A 15657-nucleotide genomic window follows, 5' to 3' on the forward strand; every position below is an offset into this window, starting at 1 on the left:
GATGTCCCGAACGACTGCGCGTGTCGCTGCCATGCAGATGATCTTTGAGAAGATCTCCGGAGGCCAGGGCGGCGAGGATACGCTGAAAATGGTCTATGACGAGCTGCGGGAGGATGGTCTCCCCGGCGTGGAGCATATCGGCCGGAAAGAGCCGGACGGCGAGGATCGGGATTATATCACCGCCGCGCTGGAAGGTGTTCTTTCCCACAGGGATGAGATCGATGAGCTGATCGAGAAGAACACTGCGAAGGGCTGGAACATTGACCGGATCTCGCTGGTGAACCTGACGATCATGCGGCTGGCGGTCTGGGAGATCCTCTATGCGGAGGATGTGCCCGGCAATGTTTCCATCGCTGAAGCGCTGGAGCTGACGGAACGCTTCTCCGATCCGGAGGATAAGGCGTTTGTGAACGGCATTCTCGGAACGATCCTGCGGGAGCACGAGGCGCAGGCGTGAGCAAAGACGGAACGCCGGTAGTCATCGGCTTCGATACCAGCAATTACAGAACCTCGGTGGCGGCGGTCACGCTGGATGGAGAAATCCTGGTCAATCACCGGGAGCTGCTGCCCGTGTCAAACGGGGAGCGGGGACTTCGCCAGAGCGACGCCGTTTTTGCGCATATCCGGCAGCTGCGGGACAGCGAACCTGCCCTGCGGGAAGCCATGAAGGACCGGACCATTGCGGCCGTCGCGGCGAGCACCAAGCCCCGGGACGGAGAGGAATCCTATATGCCTGTGTTCCAGGTCGGGTATACGGCGGGGAGCATGCTGGCTGCCGCGCTGGATGTGCCGTTCTATGAGACGACGCATCAGCGGGGACATCTGGCGGCTGCGCTTGCCGGAACCGCCCTGGAGAATGAGGACCGCCTGCTGGCGGTTCATTTATCGGGTGGGACTACTGACCTGCTGGTGATGGATACCGAGCACGTGACGCAGATCGGTGGCAGCGCGGACCTGCACGCGGGCCAGCTGGTGGACCGGGCCGGAGTGGCCATGGGTCTGCCGTTTCCCTCCGGGGAAGAGCTGGAGAAGCTGGCGGTGCATGGAAAGAGCGAAGGCCTGCTGGGCTGCAGCCTGGAAAAAGGTGACCTGACCTGCCACCTGAGCGGCGCGGAGACCAAGGTCCAGCAGTGGATTGCGGCGGGTTCGAGGCCCCGGGAGGATATCGCCCGGGAGATCTACGACCTGCTGGCTCGGACGCTGGTGCGGATGCTGAAGGCCGGGGCGGAAAAGACCGGACTGAAGAAGGCACTGGTCACCGGCGGGGTTGCTGCGTCGGCGCTGCTGAGGGAAATGATGGAAGACCGTCGCAGAAAGACACGAGGCGTGCCGGAAATCATATTTGGCCGCCCCGAGATGTCCGGAGACAATGCGGTGGGAGTTGCATTGATCGGTGCGGCCAAATATAAAATTCACAATTCATAATTCATAATTCACAATTATGGATTGTGGAACCGGCTAAGAAGAACGAGATTTCTCGACTCCCTTCGTGCCCCGGGGCTGATACCCGCAACTTCAATCGTCGCGACTGTCTCCCGGACAGATCGCTCGTTTCAGTTGACCTCAGAACCGATGAGATTTCCTCCACTGGAGGTCATCGGTTCTTCGCCCCGTTTTCACTGAAATAGAGCCACTGGCTCTATTTCCGGGCGTTACGAACCCCAAAATGACAGTTATACGTTACGTATGATTGTTACAGTCCGGAATCGCAGCCGATTTATCAAGGGATTCCTCCATGCGGCCTACGGCCTTAGTCGGAATGACAGTCTGATCGATCCGGATTACAAGGGTTAAACCATTCACAATTATGAATTGTGAATTATGAATTATGAATTAATGAAACGCGGGAGGCTATTCAATGTCTGCAGAAATTCTGAGTGGTAAAGTAATGTCCGAAAGTCTCAGAAAGGAGATAGCCGAGCGCGTTTCTGCTCTGAAGGAGCGCGGCCTCACTCCCGGTCTTGCGGTCATCCTCGTCGGGAACGATCCTGCCAGTGAGATTTATGTTCGCAACAAGGGAAACGGATGCACGGAAGTCGGGATGTATTCCCGGACCATCAATATGCCGGCGGAGACCACCCAGGAAGAGCTGGAAGCTGCCATTGAGGAGCTGAACGCGGACAGCGCGATTCACGGCATCCTGGTGCAGCTGCCCCTGCCGAAGCACCTGGACGAGCAGGCGGCCCTGGCAAAGATCCTGCCGGAGAAGGACGTGGACGGTTTCCACCTGATCAACGCCGGCCATATGCTGACCGGTACGGAAGGCGTCGTGGCCTGCACACCCCGGGGCGCGCTGCATATGATCAAATCCACCGGCGTGAACCTGAGCGGCAAGGAAGCCGTGGTCATCGGCCGGAGCAACATCGTAGGCAAGCCCATGGCCATGCTCCTGCTGAAGGAGAACTGCACGGTGACCATGTGCCACAGCCGGACTCAGAACCTGGCGGAGCATACCCGCCGGGCGGACATCCTGGTGGCGGCCGTCGGCAAGGCCGGCTTTGTAACAGCGGATATGGTGAAACCCGGCGCCATCGTCATTGACGTGGGCATCAACCGGGTGGACGGCAAGGTAAAAGGCGACGTGGACTATGACGCGGTGAAAGAGGTTGCGGGCTGGATTACGCCGGTGCCGGGCGGTGTCGGAAAGATGACCATCACGATGCTGCTGATGAATACCGTGGAAGCCGCGGAAAGGATGCTTAAGTGACGAATGAAGCAGGCCTGAGCGTATCGGAGCTGAACCTGATTATCTCTGAAGCGGTTCGCAGGGATCCGCGGACGCGGAGCGTCCTGGTCCGGGGAGAGGTCAGCGGGTTCAGGAACCAGATCGCCAGCGGCCATTGGTACTTCAGCCTGAAGGACGCCCAGGCGTCCATCGGTTGCGCCATGTTCCGGAATGCCAACCTCAGGGCGCAGATCCGCCCGAAGGACGGGGATCAGGTGCTTGCTGAGGGGTATGTGGATTTCTACGCGCCCCAGGGCAAGATGCAGCTGATCGTGACCGGACTGCGGCCTGCCGGACTGGGCGATATGTACGTGAAGCTGGAGGAGCTGAAGCGGAAGCTGGCGGACGAAGGCCTCTTTGATCCGGGCCGGAAGCGGCAGCTGCCGATGAAGCCCCGGAAGGTGGCGGTGGTCACCTCCCAGAGCGGCGCGGCGCTGCATGATATCCTGAACGTTTCGGCCCTGCGGTGCCCGGCCATCCCGATCGTGCTGATTCCTGTGACCGTACAGGGTACAGGGGCGGGCAAGGAGATCGCGGAAGGCATCCGGAAAGCCAATGAGACGGATGCGGACGTGATCATCGTGGCCCGGGGCGGCGGCTCCGCCGAGGACCTGTGGTGCTTCAATGATGAAATCGTGGCCCGGGCGGTGGCCGCAAGCGAAAAGCCTGTGGTTTCCGGCGTGGGACATGAGATCGATACCAGCCTGTGTGACCTGGCGGCGGACGTAAGGGCTTCAACCCCCAGCAACGCTGCCGAGATCGTCTTCCCGGACAGCCGGGAGCTGCAGGGCAGGGTGAACCTGATGCGGTCTGCGCTGACCCGGGCGGAAACGGCAGAGATCCGGAAGGCGGAACTGAGACTAACCGGCCTGCGGCAGCGGCTGTCGGCCCTGTCGCCGGAAAAGCGGATTGCCCTGCTGGAAAGCCGGCGGGAACTGCTGAAGCTTCAGCTGTGCGGCGCCATCGGCACCCGGCTGGAGAATGCCGCAAAGGGAACCGCGGACGCGCGGAACGCGCTGAAGCTGGCGGTGTCCGGACGGATGAAGGACGCAGAACATACCGCGGCAAGGCTCCGGGAGCGTCTGACGGCGGTGAGCCCGCTGGCGGTGCTGAACCGGGGATATGCCCTGGTATATGACCAGGAAGAGAAGATTCTGACCCGGGCTGAGGAAGCGAAGACCCGGAAAGAGATGACCCTGCAGTTTGCGGACGGCAGGGTGGCCGTGACCGGAAAGGGAACAGTATGAGCGAGGAAAAGAAGAGCTTCGAGGAAAAGCTGCAATCCGTGCAGGAGATCATCGGCCGGATCGAGGAGGGCAAGCTGCCCCTGGAGGATTCGGTGAAGCAGTTCGAAGAGGGCATGAAGACCCTTTCCGCGCTGGATGAGGAGCTGAAGGACATGAACCGCAGGCTCACTGTGCTGCAGGACGGCGGGGAGCAGCCTTTGAATGCTCCGGGAGAAGAAGCATGAAGACGTATGCGGAGTACCAGGCCCTGGTGGAGCATTCCCTGGCGTCGATGCTGGAATCCCTCGGATATATTCCGGAACGGCTGCTGGAGGCCATGCGCTACAGCCTGGAGGCCGGCGGAAAGCGGCTGCGGCCGGTAATGCTGCTGGCGGCCTGTGAGATGGCCGGCGGGGATGCCGAGCTGGCACTGCCCTTTGCCTGCGCCATTGAGATGATCCACACCTACAGCCTGATCCATGACGATCTGCCGGCGATGGACAATGATGACTTGCGCCGGGGCAAGCCTACAAACCATAAGGTGTTCGGCGAGGATCTGGCGATCCTGGCCGGGGACGGGCTGCTGAATGCCGCGGCGGAGCTGATGGCCCGCACGGCGGTGGAAATGGCGGATACCCGGGGCATTCGGGCGCTGGAGATTATCATGCGCCACGCGGGCGTGACCGGGATGATTGCCGGGCAGACCAGGGACGTGCTTTCTGAGGGTGAAAAGCCCCGGGAAGACCTGGTGTCCTATATCCACGCCCACAAGACGGCGGACCTGCTGGAAGCCCCCATGGAGGCCGGCTTGGCGCTGGCTGGGGCGGATGAGCACCAGATCAAGGCAGCCCATGATTACGGCCTGCACCTGGGTCTGGCTTTCCAGATGACGGACGATCTGCTGGACGTGATCGGAGACGCGGCCCTGCTGGGCAAGAACACCGGTATGGACGCGGCACTGGACAAGATGACCTGGGTCGCCCTGAAGGGCGTGGAAGGCACCCAAAAGGATGCCGAAGAGCAGGTCGCCCTGGCAATGAAAGCCCTGGACAGCCTGCCGTACGAAACCGCCTTCTTCCGCAACCTTGCCCAAAGCACCCTCACCCGGAAGAATTAAGGAAATTCATAATTCACAATTCATAATTCATAATTATGGAGTGTGAACCAATGAATTTGAATTCAGAATATTTGGAGCATGGGCAGGTCTTCCTGAGTATGCCCCTGATAAAAATGGTAAACCATATATAATTATGAATTCTGAATTATGAATTATGAATTGATTTTCCTCCAATTCGTGATTCAGAATCACGAATTGGAGGAAAATCTTATGCCTTTCATGGATCATTTTCTGGAAGAAGTCGTGGTTAAGCACAAGAATGGACTGAACCGGGCCCTGTATTACTTCAGCTGGATCATCATCGTGTTTTCAGCCATCATCGCAAGCATGACGCTGGGCACGCTGTCTACCAACTTCAGCTGGTTCTCCGTCATCCTGATCGTGATTACCGGCGGCGTCGCGGTGTACACTTACTTCTTCCATGATAAGCTGCTGACGGAGTATGAGTATACCTTCACCAACGGCGCGCTGGATTTCGCGGAAGTGTACAACAACAAGAAGCGCAAGAGCCTGGGCAGCCTGAACGTGCGGAACGTGGAAGCCTTCGGCAAGGTGTCTTCCTCTGCCTTCCAGCGGTATCTGAACATGCCCGGCATCAAGCGGATGAACTGGTTCCTGAACCGGGAGGCGGAGCTGTATTACTTCTACTTCACCAAGGACTCCGACAAGAAGATGATCATCCTGGAGCCCAGCGAAGAGATGGTGGATTATATCCGCAAGTACCTGCCCAATGGAGCGTATCGGGAGTAAGCAATGAAGGCGTATCTGGACAACAGCGCTACGACAAAGCCGTCCGCGGCTGTCGCGGCGGTGGTCAGCGAAATGCTGGAAAGCGGATGGTATAATCCATCCGCTTTATATAAGCCTGCCCTGGAGATCCAGAAACGGATCGACGGGGTGCGGGAAACCTGCCTGAAGGCGGCCGGGGCTGCCGGGCAGGTGGTGATCTTTACCTCTGGCGGTACCGAGGCGGACAACCTGGCGCTGCTGGGGCACCTGAAGAGCCGGCGGAAGCCGGGCAGGGTGCTGATTTCCTCTGTGGAGCATCCGGCGGTGTCGGCCTGTGCCGATGAGATCCGGAAGATGGGCCATACGGTGGAGGAAATCCCGGCGGGGAAGACCGGATCCGTGGACCTGGCGAAGCTGGAGGAAATGCTGGACGAGGACGTCCTCATGATCTCCGTCATGCAGGTGAACAATGAGACCGGAGCTGTGGAGCCGCTGCAGGAGATTGTGAAGCTGCGGAACGCGAAGGCGCCCGGTGCAGCCATCCATGTGGACGGCGTCCAGGGGTTCCTGCGGGTGCCGCTGGATTTCAATAAGCTGGGCATCCAGTCCTATGCCTTCAGCGGGCATAAGATCCATGGCCTGAAGGGGACCGGCGCCCTGATTGTGCGGAAGGATCATCCGATCCGTCCAGTGCAGTTTGGTGGCGGGCAGGAGGGAAACCTCCGGTCCGGCACGGAAAATACCTTCGGGATTATTGCACTGGGCGAGGCGGTCAGGACCTGGGATCCGGAAGCGAATGTAAGAATGCGGGATCTCAAGAATCGCCTGCGGCAAAGCCTGCTGGAGAAGATTCCGGAGGCAAAGGTTAACGGACCGGAAGAGAACCCGGAAACCTGCGCACCGCATATCATGAATGTGGCGCTGATGCCGGTCCGGAGCCAGACCATGCTCTTCGCCCTGGAAGGCGACGGAGTGTATGTGTCCGCCGGCAGCGCCTGCGCCAGCCGCAAGCAGAAAATTTCCCCGGTGCTCAAGGCCATGGGCGTCAGCACAGAGCAGGCGGACTGCTCGCTGCGGTTCAGCCTCTGCGCCGATACCACGCAGGCAGAGATTGATTATGCGGTGGAGTGTGCGTTGAAGCATTATAATATGCTGAAGAAGTTTGTGAGAAGGTAAGGAAAAGGGGTTAAACAATGCAGAACTTATTACTTGTTCGCTACGGCGAGATTTTCCTCAAGGGCCTTAACCGACCGTACTTTATCCGTGCGCTGGTGCGGAAGGTGCGCTACGCTGTCCGTGGCATGGGAGCCGAAGTGTGGGTGCACGACGGGCGGATCTTTGTGAAGGGATTCAATGACCTGGAGGAGTGCATCAGCCGGGTCACGAAGGTCTTCGGCGTGCACAGTGTGTGTCCCGCTGTGGAGATGCCCAAGGAGGACTTTGAGGCCATCTGTGCCCAGGCGGTGGAAATGGCAAAGGACCTGAAGGGAACCTTCAAGGTCAATGCCCGCCGCGCGGACAAGCGGTATCCCATGAACTCCATGGCCATCAATGAGGAAGTGGGCTACCGTATCCTGCAGGCCAATCCTGACCTGAAGGTGGACGTGCATAATCCGGAGCACCTGGTGAATATCGAAATCCGGGATATGGCTTACCTCTACGTGAAGGTGATTCCGGCCGTCGGCGGTATGCCTGTGGGCACCAACGGCAACGCGACCCTGCTGCTCTCCGGCGGCATTGACAGCCCTGTGGCGGGCTGGATGATCGCCAAGCGCGGTGTGCAGATCAACGCGGTGCACTTCCATTCCTATCCTTATACCTCTGACCGGGCGAAGGAGAAGGTGCTGGACCTCGCGCGGAAGCTGTCTTTCAGCTGCTGCGGCATCAAGGTCTATGTGGTGCCCTTCACCGAGATCCAGATGGCCATCCACGAGAAGTGCCCGGAGGAATACACCACCCTCATCATGCGCCGGTATATGATGCGTATCGCCGAGCGGATTGCGAAGGATACCGAGAGCGAAGCCCTGATTACCGGCGAGAGCATCGGCCAGGTGGCCAGCCAGACCATGACGGCCCTGGGCACTACCAACGCCGTGGTGGAGATGCCCGTGTTCCGGCCGCTGATCGGCTTTGACAAGAGTGAGATTATCGACGTAGCCAGGAAGATCGGCACCCTGGAGATCTCTGAGCTGCCTTATGAGGACTGCTGCACGGTGTTCACGCCCCGGCATCCGGCCACTCACCCCAAGATGGACAAGATCCTGGAAGGGGAGAGCCGCCTGGACAGCGAGGAACTGATTCAGCGGGCACTGGACGGCGTCGAGATGATCCGCGTCTAAAAGTGGACACTGGGGACAGTGATGTGTACCCTCTTTACTGGACACCAGTAAGGAGGGTATTTTTATGCATTACAGTTATGAGTACAAGAGGAAATGCGTTGAGATGTACAGAGAAGGAAGGTGGCCAGAGACTCCCACAAGTATTAAAGATCCTAAAAACTTTCACAGGATGATCCTGCGATGGTTCCATGCAGAAGAAGCAAATGGGCCGGAGGTTCTCAAGCGCCGGGGGACTAATAAGGAATGGACTCCAGAAGAGAAATATGAGCTGGTTGCCAAGGTTATTGCAGGTTCATCAATCCTGTCAGTAGCTAATGAGGCAGGTATACACAACGGCTTACTTTCTCGCTGGGTTCGCAAATATAAGCTCGAGGGGTATAATGGTCTGGTAAACATGAGAAAAGGCCGACCATCAAAGGAGCCCCATATGAAGAAAATCAATTACAACAACCCTAGGAAACTCAATGAATCCGAGTATGAAGAGCTTGTGAGACTGAGGGCCGAAAACGCATACATTAAAGCAGAAATCGAAGTCATAAAAAAAGAGATCGCCTTGAGAGAAGAAAAAGAGGCTGCGCGACTCAAGGCGAAAAAGCAGCGATCATCAAAGAACTTAGAGAAGAAGGATACCAACTGAAGTGCCTTCTTAAAGCGATGGGCCTTTCCAGATCCACGTACTATTACGAAGTTTCAAAAGAAGACGTGGTAGCGAAAAGGAACGAAGCAGTCGCATGTGTGATCAGGGAAATCTTTGAACACAACAAAGGTCGATATGGTGTTCGGAGAGTACACCACGAACTGATCAACAGAGGCTATAAGGTAAACCACAAAAAGGTCCAGCGCTTAATGCATTGCATGGACCTTAAAGGTAAACGTCCGAAAGAAAAGTACCATTCTTATCAGGGAGAAGTTGGAAAGGTGGCAGATAACCTCATTAACCGAGACTTTAGTACAACAAAGCCTTTGCAAAAATGGACAACCGACGTCTCTCAATTCAATTTATCTTGGGGGAAATGCTACCTCTCTCCAATTCTGGATATGCACACAAACGAGGTCATCTCATACGATCTTTCGTTAAGTCCAAACATGGAACAGATCCGACGGATGTTGGAGAAAGGATTAAGCAGGTTTTCCTCACTTAATGGTCTGATCTTTCATTCTGACCAGGGTTGGCAGTACCAACATGCTTATTTCAGAAATACGATTGAGAAACGTGGCGTTATTCAGTCCATGTCCCGAAAAGGAAACTGTTATGACAACAGTATTATGGAGACATTCTTCGGACGACTAAAGAACGAGATGTTTTATGGATGCGAGAAAGACTACAAATCATATGAGGAGTTCTCCTCAGCCATGGCGAGGTACATTGACTACTACAACAATGAGCGCATCCAGGCAAAAACAAAATGGATGCCACCCGTAAAATACAGGATGGCATCCATGGGTTGAGCCTCGATCATAATTCAATGTGTCCAGGAAACTGGGTACATATCACAGTCCCCAGTGTCCACTTTTTCTTTTTTTGGACACCGGGGACTGTCCCCAGTGTCCAAAATTGGCTTGAAGCGTTTTTTGACTAAAAATCGCTCAAAAACCCCTCATTTTTGCTTGTAAAGCGTCAGTTTCTGTGTTAAAATCTTCTTTGGGACACAATTCACCCTTGCGGGCAAAAATCGTCCCGCCAGTCAAAAGGAGGCGAGCAGATGGACTCAGGATTCATTACCCTGATGCGCAAACTTGCTCCCGATCTGATTGACGAGATTACACGGCGGGCACTGATACTGGAGCGGATCGCAGCCCTGCAGCCGGTCGGCCGGCGTCAGCTGGCTGCCAAGCTGAATCTTCCGGAGAGGGAAATCCGCAATACCGCGGCCATCCTGAAGGACCTGGGATATGTAGACCTGGACGCTTCCGGCATGTCGCTTTCCGGCAAAGCGGAAGAGGTGCTGGAAACCTCCCGTGCCTTCTCCAAGGCCATGAGCGGTCTCACTGAAACGGAAAAACGTCTGTGTGAGCTCCTGCCCGTGGATAAGGTGTTCATTGCTCCCGGCAATGCGGATGAGGATGAACAGGTATTGTCCGATGTCGGCCGCATCTGTGCGGCCAGGCTGCGGAATATCCTGGTCAACGGCAACACCCTGGCGGTGACCGGCGGCCGGACTATTGCCGCGGTGGCAAAGAGCATCCAGAGCCCCACGCCCCTGAACGTCATGGTGGTTCCTGCCCGGGGCGGCCTCGGCCGTACCGTGGAAACCCAGGCCAACACCCTGGCAGAAGAAATTGCGGGCAAGCTGGGCGGGCATTACCGGCTGATCCACCTGCCGGATACGCTGGACGCGGCGGCCCTGCAGGAAATGCTGAAGCTGCCTGAGGTCAGCGAGGCCATGGAACTGCTGGAGCGGGCGGACGTGATCCTGCACGGCATCGGCACGGCTTCCGGGATGATGAAACAGCGCAGGCTGCCCCATGAGGTGCAGAGCAATCTGATTCACCAGGGCGCAAAGGGCGAGAGCTTCGGTGCGTACTATGACCTGAACGGCAAGTGCCTCATGGAGTCCACAAACGTGGGCGTTGACCTGGCGAAGCTGAAGCCCACCTGCCGGATGATCGCGGCGGCGGCGGGTGCTTCCAAGGCGGAAGCGATTATTTCGATCCTGCGGCATACAAGGCACTACCTGCTGGTGACGGATCAGGGTGCTGCCGAAAGAATGCTTAGCATTCTTTCAACTGATCACTGATCACTGATCACTCTTCACTTGAAGGTAAGTGACTGCGGAGGAGATCCTTCGACTCCGCCTGACGGCTCCGCTCAGAATGACAGCGTAGGCGTATGGGGAAAGCAATCATAATTGTGAATTATGAATTATGAATTGTGAATTCCAAAATTTGATTGTTAAGCCTTCAGGCTTTACAATATAGGTTAGTATCCAATAAGAAAAGGAGAGATAAAATCATGGCAAAGAAGACGGTTGATGACATTCAGGTAAAAGGCAAGCGGGTACTGGTCCGCTGCGACTTCAACGTCCCCATGAAGGACGGAAAGATCACGAACGACAAGCGCATCGTCGCTGCTCTGCCCACGATCAAAAAGCTGATCGCTGACGGCGGCAAAGTAATCCTGTGCTCCCACCTGGGCAAGCCGAAGAACGGTCCGGAAGAAAAGTTCTCCCTGGCTCCTGTGGCTGTCCGCCTGAGCGAGCTGCTGGGTCAGAACGTTGTTTTCGCCAATGACGATAACGTGGTGGGCGAGAACGCCAAGGCTGCTGTTGCCGCTATGAAGGATGGCGACGTGGTCCTGCTGCAGAACACCCGCTTCCGTGCGGAAGAAACCAAGAACGGCGAAGCCTTCAGCAAGGATCTGGCGACCCTGGCTGACGCTTACGTGGATGACGCTTTCGGCTCCTGCCACCGCGCTCACTGCTCCACCGCCGGTGTCACCGCTTACACCAGCCCCAACGTGGCCGGCTACCTGATCGGCAAGGAACTGTCCATCATGGGTAAGGCTCTGGAGAACGCTGATCGTCCCTTCGTGGCTGTCCTGGGCGGCGCGAAGATCGAAGACAAGCTGAACGTGATCAACAACCTGCTGGAAAAGGTTGACACCCTGATCATCGGCGGTGGTATGGCTTTCACCTTCCTGAAGGCGAAGGGCTACGAAGTTGGTAAGTCCCTGCTGGACGAGAGCAAGATCGACTACTGCAAGGACATGATGGCCAAGGCTGCCGAAAAGGGCGTGAAGCTGCTTCTGCCCATCGACACCGTGTGCGCTGCCGGCTTCCCGGATCCGATCGACGGACCTGTGGATGTGACCGTGGTTGACTCCGACAAGATCCCCGCTGACGTGGAAGGCCTGGACATCGGACCCAAGACCCGCGAGCTGTTCGCAGACGCCGTGAAGACCGCCAAGACCGTGGTCTGGAACGGACCTATGGGCGTGTTCGAGAATCCCACCCTGGCTCAGGGCACCCTGGCTGTGGCTCAGGCCATGGCTGATTCCGACGCTGTGACCATCATCGGCGGCGGCGACAGTGCTGCGGCTGTTGAACAGATGGGCCTGGGCGCCAAGATGACCCACATCTCCACCGGCGGCGGTGCCTCCCTCGAGTTCCTCGAAGGCAAGACCCTGCCCGGCGTTGCCTGCCTGGACGAGAAGTGAGAAACGGCATAGCCGTTTCCCAATGAAATATTCGGCTTAGCCGAATGTGAAATATTGGCCTTCGACCAATATGAAATATCGCTTCGCGATGTGAAATGTTGCCTTCGGCAACGTGAAAAAGGAGACGAAAACAATGCGTAAACCGATTATTGCCGGTAACTGGAAGATGAACAAGACGCCCGAAGAGGCGAAGGCCCTGGTAACCGAGCTGAAGCCCCTGGTGAAGGATGCTAACTGCGACGTCGTCGTGTGCGTTCCCGCCGTGAACTTCGCGGCCGTCAAGGAAGCTGCCAAGGGCAGCAAGATCAAGCTGGGTGCCGAGAATGTGCACTGGGCGAAGAGCGGCGCCTTCACCGGCGAGCTGTCCGCTGATATGCTCAAGGCCTGCGGCGTGGAATACGTCATCATCGGCCACTCTGAGCGCCGCCAGTACTTCGGCGAAACCGACAAGACCGTGAACCAGCGCGTGCTGGCCGCTGTCGAAGCTGGCCTGAAGGTCATCATGTGCGTTGGCGAAAACAAGGAAGAGCGCGAAGCCGGCTATACCGACGCGCTGGTTGAATACCAGACCCTGATCGGCCTGAACGGCCTGACCAAGGAACAGGTTGCCAAGATCATCATCGCTTACGAGCCCGTCTGGGCCATCGGCACCGGCCTGACCGCCACCGATGAGCAGGCGAACGAGACCATCGGCGTCATCCGTGCCGCCGTGGCCCGCAAGTATGGCAAGGGAACCGCCAACAAGGTCCGCATCCAGTACGGTGGATCCATGAACCCCAAGAATGTGAAGGGTCTCATGGCTCAGCCTGAAATCGACGGCGGCCTGATCGGCGGCGCCAGCCTGAAGGCTCCTGACTTCAGCCAGGTTGTCAACTACGACAAATAAGCAAAATGGACACTGGGGACTGATATGTACCCAGTTTCCTGGACACATTGAATTATGATCGAGGCTCAACCCATGGATGCCATCCTGTATTTTACGGGTGGCATCCATTTTGTTTTTGCCTGGATGCGCTCATTGTTGTAGTAGTCAATGTACCTCGCCATGGCTGAGGAGAACTCCTCATATGATTTGTAGTCTTTCTCGCATCCATAAAACATCTCGTTCTTTAGTCGTCCGAAGAATGTCTCCATAATACTGTTGTCATAACAGTTTCCTTTTCGGGACATGGACTGAATAACGCCACGTTTCTCAATCGTATTTCTGAAATAAGCATGTTGGTACTGCCAACCCTGGTCAGAATGAAAGATCAGACCATTAAGTGAGGAAAACCTGCTTAATCCTTTCTCCAACATCCGTCGGATCTGTTCCATGTTTGGACTTAACGAAAGATCGTATGAGATGACCTCGTTTGTGTGCATATCCAGAATTGGAGAGAGGTAGCATTTCCCCCAAGATAAATTGAATTGAGAGACGTCGGTTGTCCATTTTTGCAAAGGCTTTGTTGTACTAAAGTCTCGGTTAATGAGGTTATCTGCCACCTTTCCAACTCTCCCTGATAAGAATGGTACTTTTCTTTCGGACGTTTACCTTTAAGGTCCATGCAATGCATTAAGCGCTGGACCTTTTTGTGGTTTACCTTATAGCCTCTGTTGATCAGTTCGTGGTGTACTCTCCGAACACCATATCGACCTTTGTTGTGTTCAAAGATTTCCCTGATCACACATGCGACTGCTTCGTTCCTTTTCGCTACCACGTCTTCTTTTGAAACTTCGTAATAGTACGTGGATCTGGAAAGGCCCATCGCTTTAAGAAGGCACTTCAGTTGGTATCCTTCTTCTCTAAGTTCTTTGATGATCGCTGCTTTTTCGCCTTGAGTCGCGCAGCCTCTTTTTCTTCTCTCAAGGCGATCTCTTTTTTTATGACTTCGATTTCTGCTTTAATGTATGCGTTTTCGGCCCTCAGTCTCACAAGCTCTTCATACTCGGATTCATTGAGTTTCCTAGGGTTGTTGTAATTGATTTTCTTCATATGGGGCTCCTTTGATGGTCGGCCTTTTCTCATGTTTACCAGACCATTATACCCCTCGAGCTTATATTTGCGAACCCAGCGAGAAAGTAAGCCGTTGTGTATACCTGCCTCATTAGCTACTGACAGGATTGATGAACCTGCAATAACCTTGGCAACCAGCTCATATTTCTCTTCTGGAGTCCATTCCTTATTAGTCCCCCGGCGCTTGAGAACCTCCGGCCCATTTGCTTCTTCTGCATGGAACCATCGCAGGATCATCCTGTGAAAGTTTTTAGGATCTTTAATACTTGTGGGAGTCTCTGGCCACCTTCCTTCTCTGTACATCTCAACGCATTTCCTCTTGTACTCATAACTGTAATGCATAAAAATACCCTCCTTACTGGTGTCCAGTAAAGAGGGTACACATCAGACAGTCCCCGGTGTCCACTTTTTTGCTTTTTGGACACTGGGGACTGTCCCCAGTGTCCACTTTTTCTTTACATGAAGAACGACGAATGTTATCATCTTGCTGGGTGATTAACATGCCAAGAACAGCCAGGCTAAAGAGTGTAACAAACATATACCATGTTATATGGCGTGGAATAAACAAGCAGGTCATTTTTGAGGATGACAGTGATCGGTATTTCTTTATGAACGTAGTCAGAAAATGTAAGGAAGTATCGGGATTTAAGCTGTATGCCTTTTGCCTGATGACAAATCATGTGCATATGTTGATTCAGGCAGGTGATGAACCGCTTGAAATCGTGTTCAGACGAATCGGCAGCAGTTATGTGAAATGGTACAATCAAAAGTATGAAAGAACCGGACATTTGTTTCAGGATCGTTATCGGAGTGAAAATGTAGAGAACGAGCGCTATTTTATGACCGTTCTGCGTTATATTTTGCAGAATCCTATGAAAGCTGGCTTGGAATCCTCGCCGGGTAAATACAAATGGACCAGTTACCGCGCGTATGAAAAGGGAATTGGTTCCATTACTGACACAGAATACGCTGAAAGCATTTTCGGAGGCAGAGACAACCTGCTTACCTTCTGCAAAGAGGAAAATGATGATACTGTTCCGGATGAGGATGACTATGCCTGGCGGATTAAGGATGATCAGGCAATCGACATAATGAAGCAGATCTCAAATTGCTCTTCTGTATCGGAGTTTCAATTGCTGGATAGAAAAATCCAGAAGAATTATGTGAGGGATATGTTTCTTGAAAAGCTTTCTGTAAAGCAGATTTCGCGCATAACCGGAATGCCCAGGACAACTGTCGACAGGGAAGTAAAGCGGATCGACCCTGCGGCACTGCTGGAAAGAAAGTCAATCCAGTTTCATGAGTCCGATGAATCTGCATTTACATATGGTGATGATGAAATCTGGTAAAAGTGGACACCGGGGACAGTCCC

At 55.0% G+C, this 15657-nt stretch carries 16 protein-coding genes and 1 pseudogene; 15 read left to right on the plus strand and 2 right to left on the minus strand.

Features of this window, described 5'->3' with window-relative positions; translation table 11 throughout:
• The first annotated feature begins 1 nt into the window (after position 1).
• The 14 genes and pseudogenes from nusB (at position 2) to JRC49_14660 (ending at position 13178) form a co-directional block, all read left to right on the plus strand.
• Positions 2 to 457 carry a transcription antitermination factor NusB gene (nusB, locus tag JRC49_14595; GenBank protein QTE70992.1) on the plus strand — a complete coding sequence of 152 codons (456 nt, stop codon included), beginning with the start codon at positions 2 to 4 and terminating at the stop codon, positions 455 to 457.
• Complete coding sequence (locus JRC49_14600) at positions 454 to 1425, plus strand: O-sialoglycoprotein endopeptidase (protein QTE70993.1); 972 nt, start codon at positions 454 to 456, stop codon at positions 1423 to 1425. Before nusB ends, JRC49_14600 begins: the two co-directional genes overlap by 4 nt.
• Before the next feature lie 433 nt (positions 1426 to 1858).
• Positions 1859 to 2707, plus strand: coding sequence for a bifunctional methylenetetrahydrofolate dehydrogenase/methenyltetrahydrofolate cyclohydrolase FolD (folD, locus tag JRC49_14605; GenBank protein QTE70994.1), 849 nt, complete (start codon positions 1859 to 1861; stop codon positions 2705 to 2707).
• A complete protein-coding gene (gene xseA / locus JRC49_14610; protein QTE70995.1) occupies positions 2704 to 3972 on the plus strand; it encodes an exodeoxyribonuclease VII large subunit in 1269 nt (422 codons plus the stop codon). The genes folD and xseA overlap by 4 nt, the downstream gene beginning before the upstream one ends.
• Positions 3969 to 4196 carry an exodeoxyribonuclease VII small subunit gene (gene xseB, locus JRC49_14615; GenBank protein ID QTE70996.1) on the plus strand — a complete coding sequence of 76 codons (228 nt, stop codon included), beginning with the start codon at positions 3969 to 3971 and terminating at the stop codon, positions 4194 to 4196. The genes xseA and xseB overlap by 4 nt, the downstream gene beginning before the upstream one ends.
• On the plus strand, positions 4193 to 5068 hold the full coding sequence (locus tag JRC49_14620; protein QTE70997.1) for a polyprenyl synthetase family protein: 876 nt from the start codon (positions 4193 to 4195) through the stop codon (positions 5066 to 5068). The genes xseB and JRC49_14620 overlap by 4 nt, the downstream gene beginning before the upstream one ends.
• A 219-nt stretch (positions 5069 to 5287) precedes the next feature.
• The gene (locus JRC49_14625; GenBank protein ID QTE70998.1) at positions 5288 to 5818 is read left to right on the plus strand and encodes a hypothetical protein; all 531 of its coding nucleotides are present in this window, start codon (positions 5288 to 5290) and stop codon (positions 5816 to 5818) included.
• Between the two features lie 3 nt (positions 5819 to 5821).
• Positions 5822 to 6973: a cysteine desulfurase gene (locus JRC49_14630; GenBank protein QTE70999.1), complete on the plus strand. Its 1152-nt coding sequence runs from the start codon at positions 5822 to 5824 to the stop codon at positions 6971 to 6973.
• A 17-nt stretch (positions 6974 to 6990) separates the two neighbouring features.
• On the plus strand, positions 6991 to 8136 hold the full coding sequence (thiI, locus tag JRC49_14635; GenBank protein ID QTE71000.1) for a tRNA 4-thiouridine(8) synthase ThiI: 1146 nt from the start codon (positions 6991 to 6993) through the stop codon (positions 8134 to 8136).
• A gap of 64 nt (positions 8137 to 8200) precedes the next feature.
• Positions 8201 to 8773 carry a helix-turn-helix domain-containing protein gene (locus JRC49_14640; GenBank protein QTE71001.1) on the plus strand — a complete coding sequence of 191 codons (573 nt, stop codon included), beginning with the start codon at positions 8201 to 8203 and terminating at the stop codon, positions 8771 to 8773.
• Positions 8677 to 9585, plus strand: a pseudogene (locus JRC49_14645) (IS3 family transposase). The gene JRC49_14640 and the pseudogene JRC49_14645 overlap by 97 nt, the downstream one beginning before the upstream one ends.
• Positions 9586 to 9839: 254 nt before the next feature.
• Entirely contained in the window at positions 9840 to 10874 is a 1035-nt protein-coding gene (locus JRC49_14650; GenBank protein ID QTE71002.1) for a DeoR family transcriptional regulator, read from the plus strand.
• Positions 10875 to 11089: 215 nt separating this feature from the next.
• Positions 11090 to 12292 (plus strand): phosphoglycerate kinase, encoded by a 1203-nt coding sequence (locus JRC49_14655; GenBank protein QTE71003.1) that lies wholly within the window; start codon positions 11090 to 11092, stop codon positions 12290 to 12292.
• Between the two features lie 133 nt (positions 12293 to 12425).
• A complete protein-coding gene (locus JRC49_14660; GenBank protein ID QTE71004.1) occupies positions 12426 to 13178 on the plus strand; it encodes a triose-phosphate isomerase in 753 nt (250 codons plus the stop codon).
• Between the two features lie 65 nt (positions 13179 to 13243).
• On the opposite strand, the gene JRC49_14665 is transcribed toward JRC49_14660, so the two are convergent.
• Both JRC49_14665 and JRC49_14670 read right to left on the minus strand, forming a co-directional pair.
• Positions 13244 to 13774, minus strand: a complete 531-nt coding sequence (locus JRC49_14665) for an IS3 family transposase (GenBank protein QTE71005.1) — start codon at positions 13772 to 13774, stop codon at positions 13244 to 13246.
• 280 nt (positions 13775 to 14054) lie between these two features.
• Positions 14055 to 14627, minus strand: a complete 573-nt coding sequence (locus JRC49_14670; GenBank protein ID QTE71006.1) for a helix-turn-helix domain-containing protein — start codon at positions 14625 to 14627, stop codon at positions 14055 to 14057.
• A 158-nt stretch (positions 14628 to 14785) separates the two neighbouring features.
• On the opposite strand from JRC49_14670, the gene JRC49_14675 reads away from it, so the two are divergent.
• A complete protein-coding gene (locus tag JRC49_14675) occupies positions 14786 to 15634 on the plus strand; it encodes a transposase (protein ID QTE71007.1) in 849 nt (282 codons plus the stop codon).
• The last annotated feature ends 23 nt before the right edge of the window (positions 15635 to 15657 follow it).

It is taken from the genome of Clostridiales bacterium FE2011 (assembly GCA_017569305.1).
GTDB lineage: Bacteria > Bacillota > Clostridia > Christensenellales > Aristaeellaceae > Aristaeella.

Excerpts from the sequence above, each read along its gene's own strand:
- xseB (QTE70996.1), top strand. The coding sequence starts at position 3,969 with ATGAGCGAGGAAAAGAAGAGCTTCGAGGAAAAGCTGCAATCCGTGCAG.
- JRC49_14650 (QTE71002.1), top strand. The coding sequence starts at position 9,840 with ATGGACTCAGGATTCATTACCCTGATGCGCAAACTTGCTCCCGATCTG.
- JRC49_14670 (QTE71006.1), bottom strand. The coding sequence starts at position 14,627 with ATGCATTACAGTTATGAGTACAAGAGGAAATGCGTTGAGATGTACAGA.
- JRC49_14630 (QTE70999.1), top strand. The coding sequence starts at position 5,822 with ATGAAGGCGTATCTGGACAACAGCGCTACGACAAAGCCGTCCGCGGCT.
- JRC49_14625 (QTE70998.1), top strand. The coding sequence starts at position 5,288 with ATGGATCATTTTCTGGAAGAAGTCGTGGTTAAGCACAAGAATGGACTG.
- JRC49_14640 (QTE71001.1), top strand. The coding sequence starts at position 8,201 with ATGCATTACAGTTATGAGTACAAGAGGAAATGCGTTGAGATGTACAGA.
- JRC49_14620 (QTE70997.1), top strand. The coding sequence starts at position 4,193 with ATGAAGACGTATGCGGAGTACCAGGCCCTGGTGGAGCATTCCCTGGCG.
- JRC49_14655 (QTE71003.1), top strand. The coding sequence starts at position 11,090 with ATGGCAAAGAAGACGGTTGATGACATTCAGGTAAAAGGCAAGCGGGTA.
- JRC49_14675 (QTE71007.1), top strand. The coding sequence starts at position 14,786 with ATGCCAAGAACAGCCAGGCTAAAGAGTGTAACAAACATATACCATGTT.
- thiI (QTE71000.1), top strand. The coding sequence starts at position 6,991 with ATGCAGAACTTATTACTTGTTCGCTACGGCGAGATTTTCCTCAAGGGC.
- folD (QTE70994.1), top strand. The coding sequence starts at position 1,859 with ATGTCTGCAGAAATTCTGAGTGGTAAAGTAATGTCCGAAAGTCTCAGA.
- JRC49_14660 (QTE71004.1), top strand. The coding sequence starts at position 12,426 with ATGCGTAAACCGATTATTGCCGGTAACTGGAAGATGAACAAGACGCCC.
- nusB (QTE70992.1), top strand. The coding sequence starts at position 2 with ATGTCCCGAACGACTGCGCGTGTCGCTGCCATGCAGATGATCTTTGAG.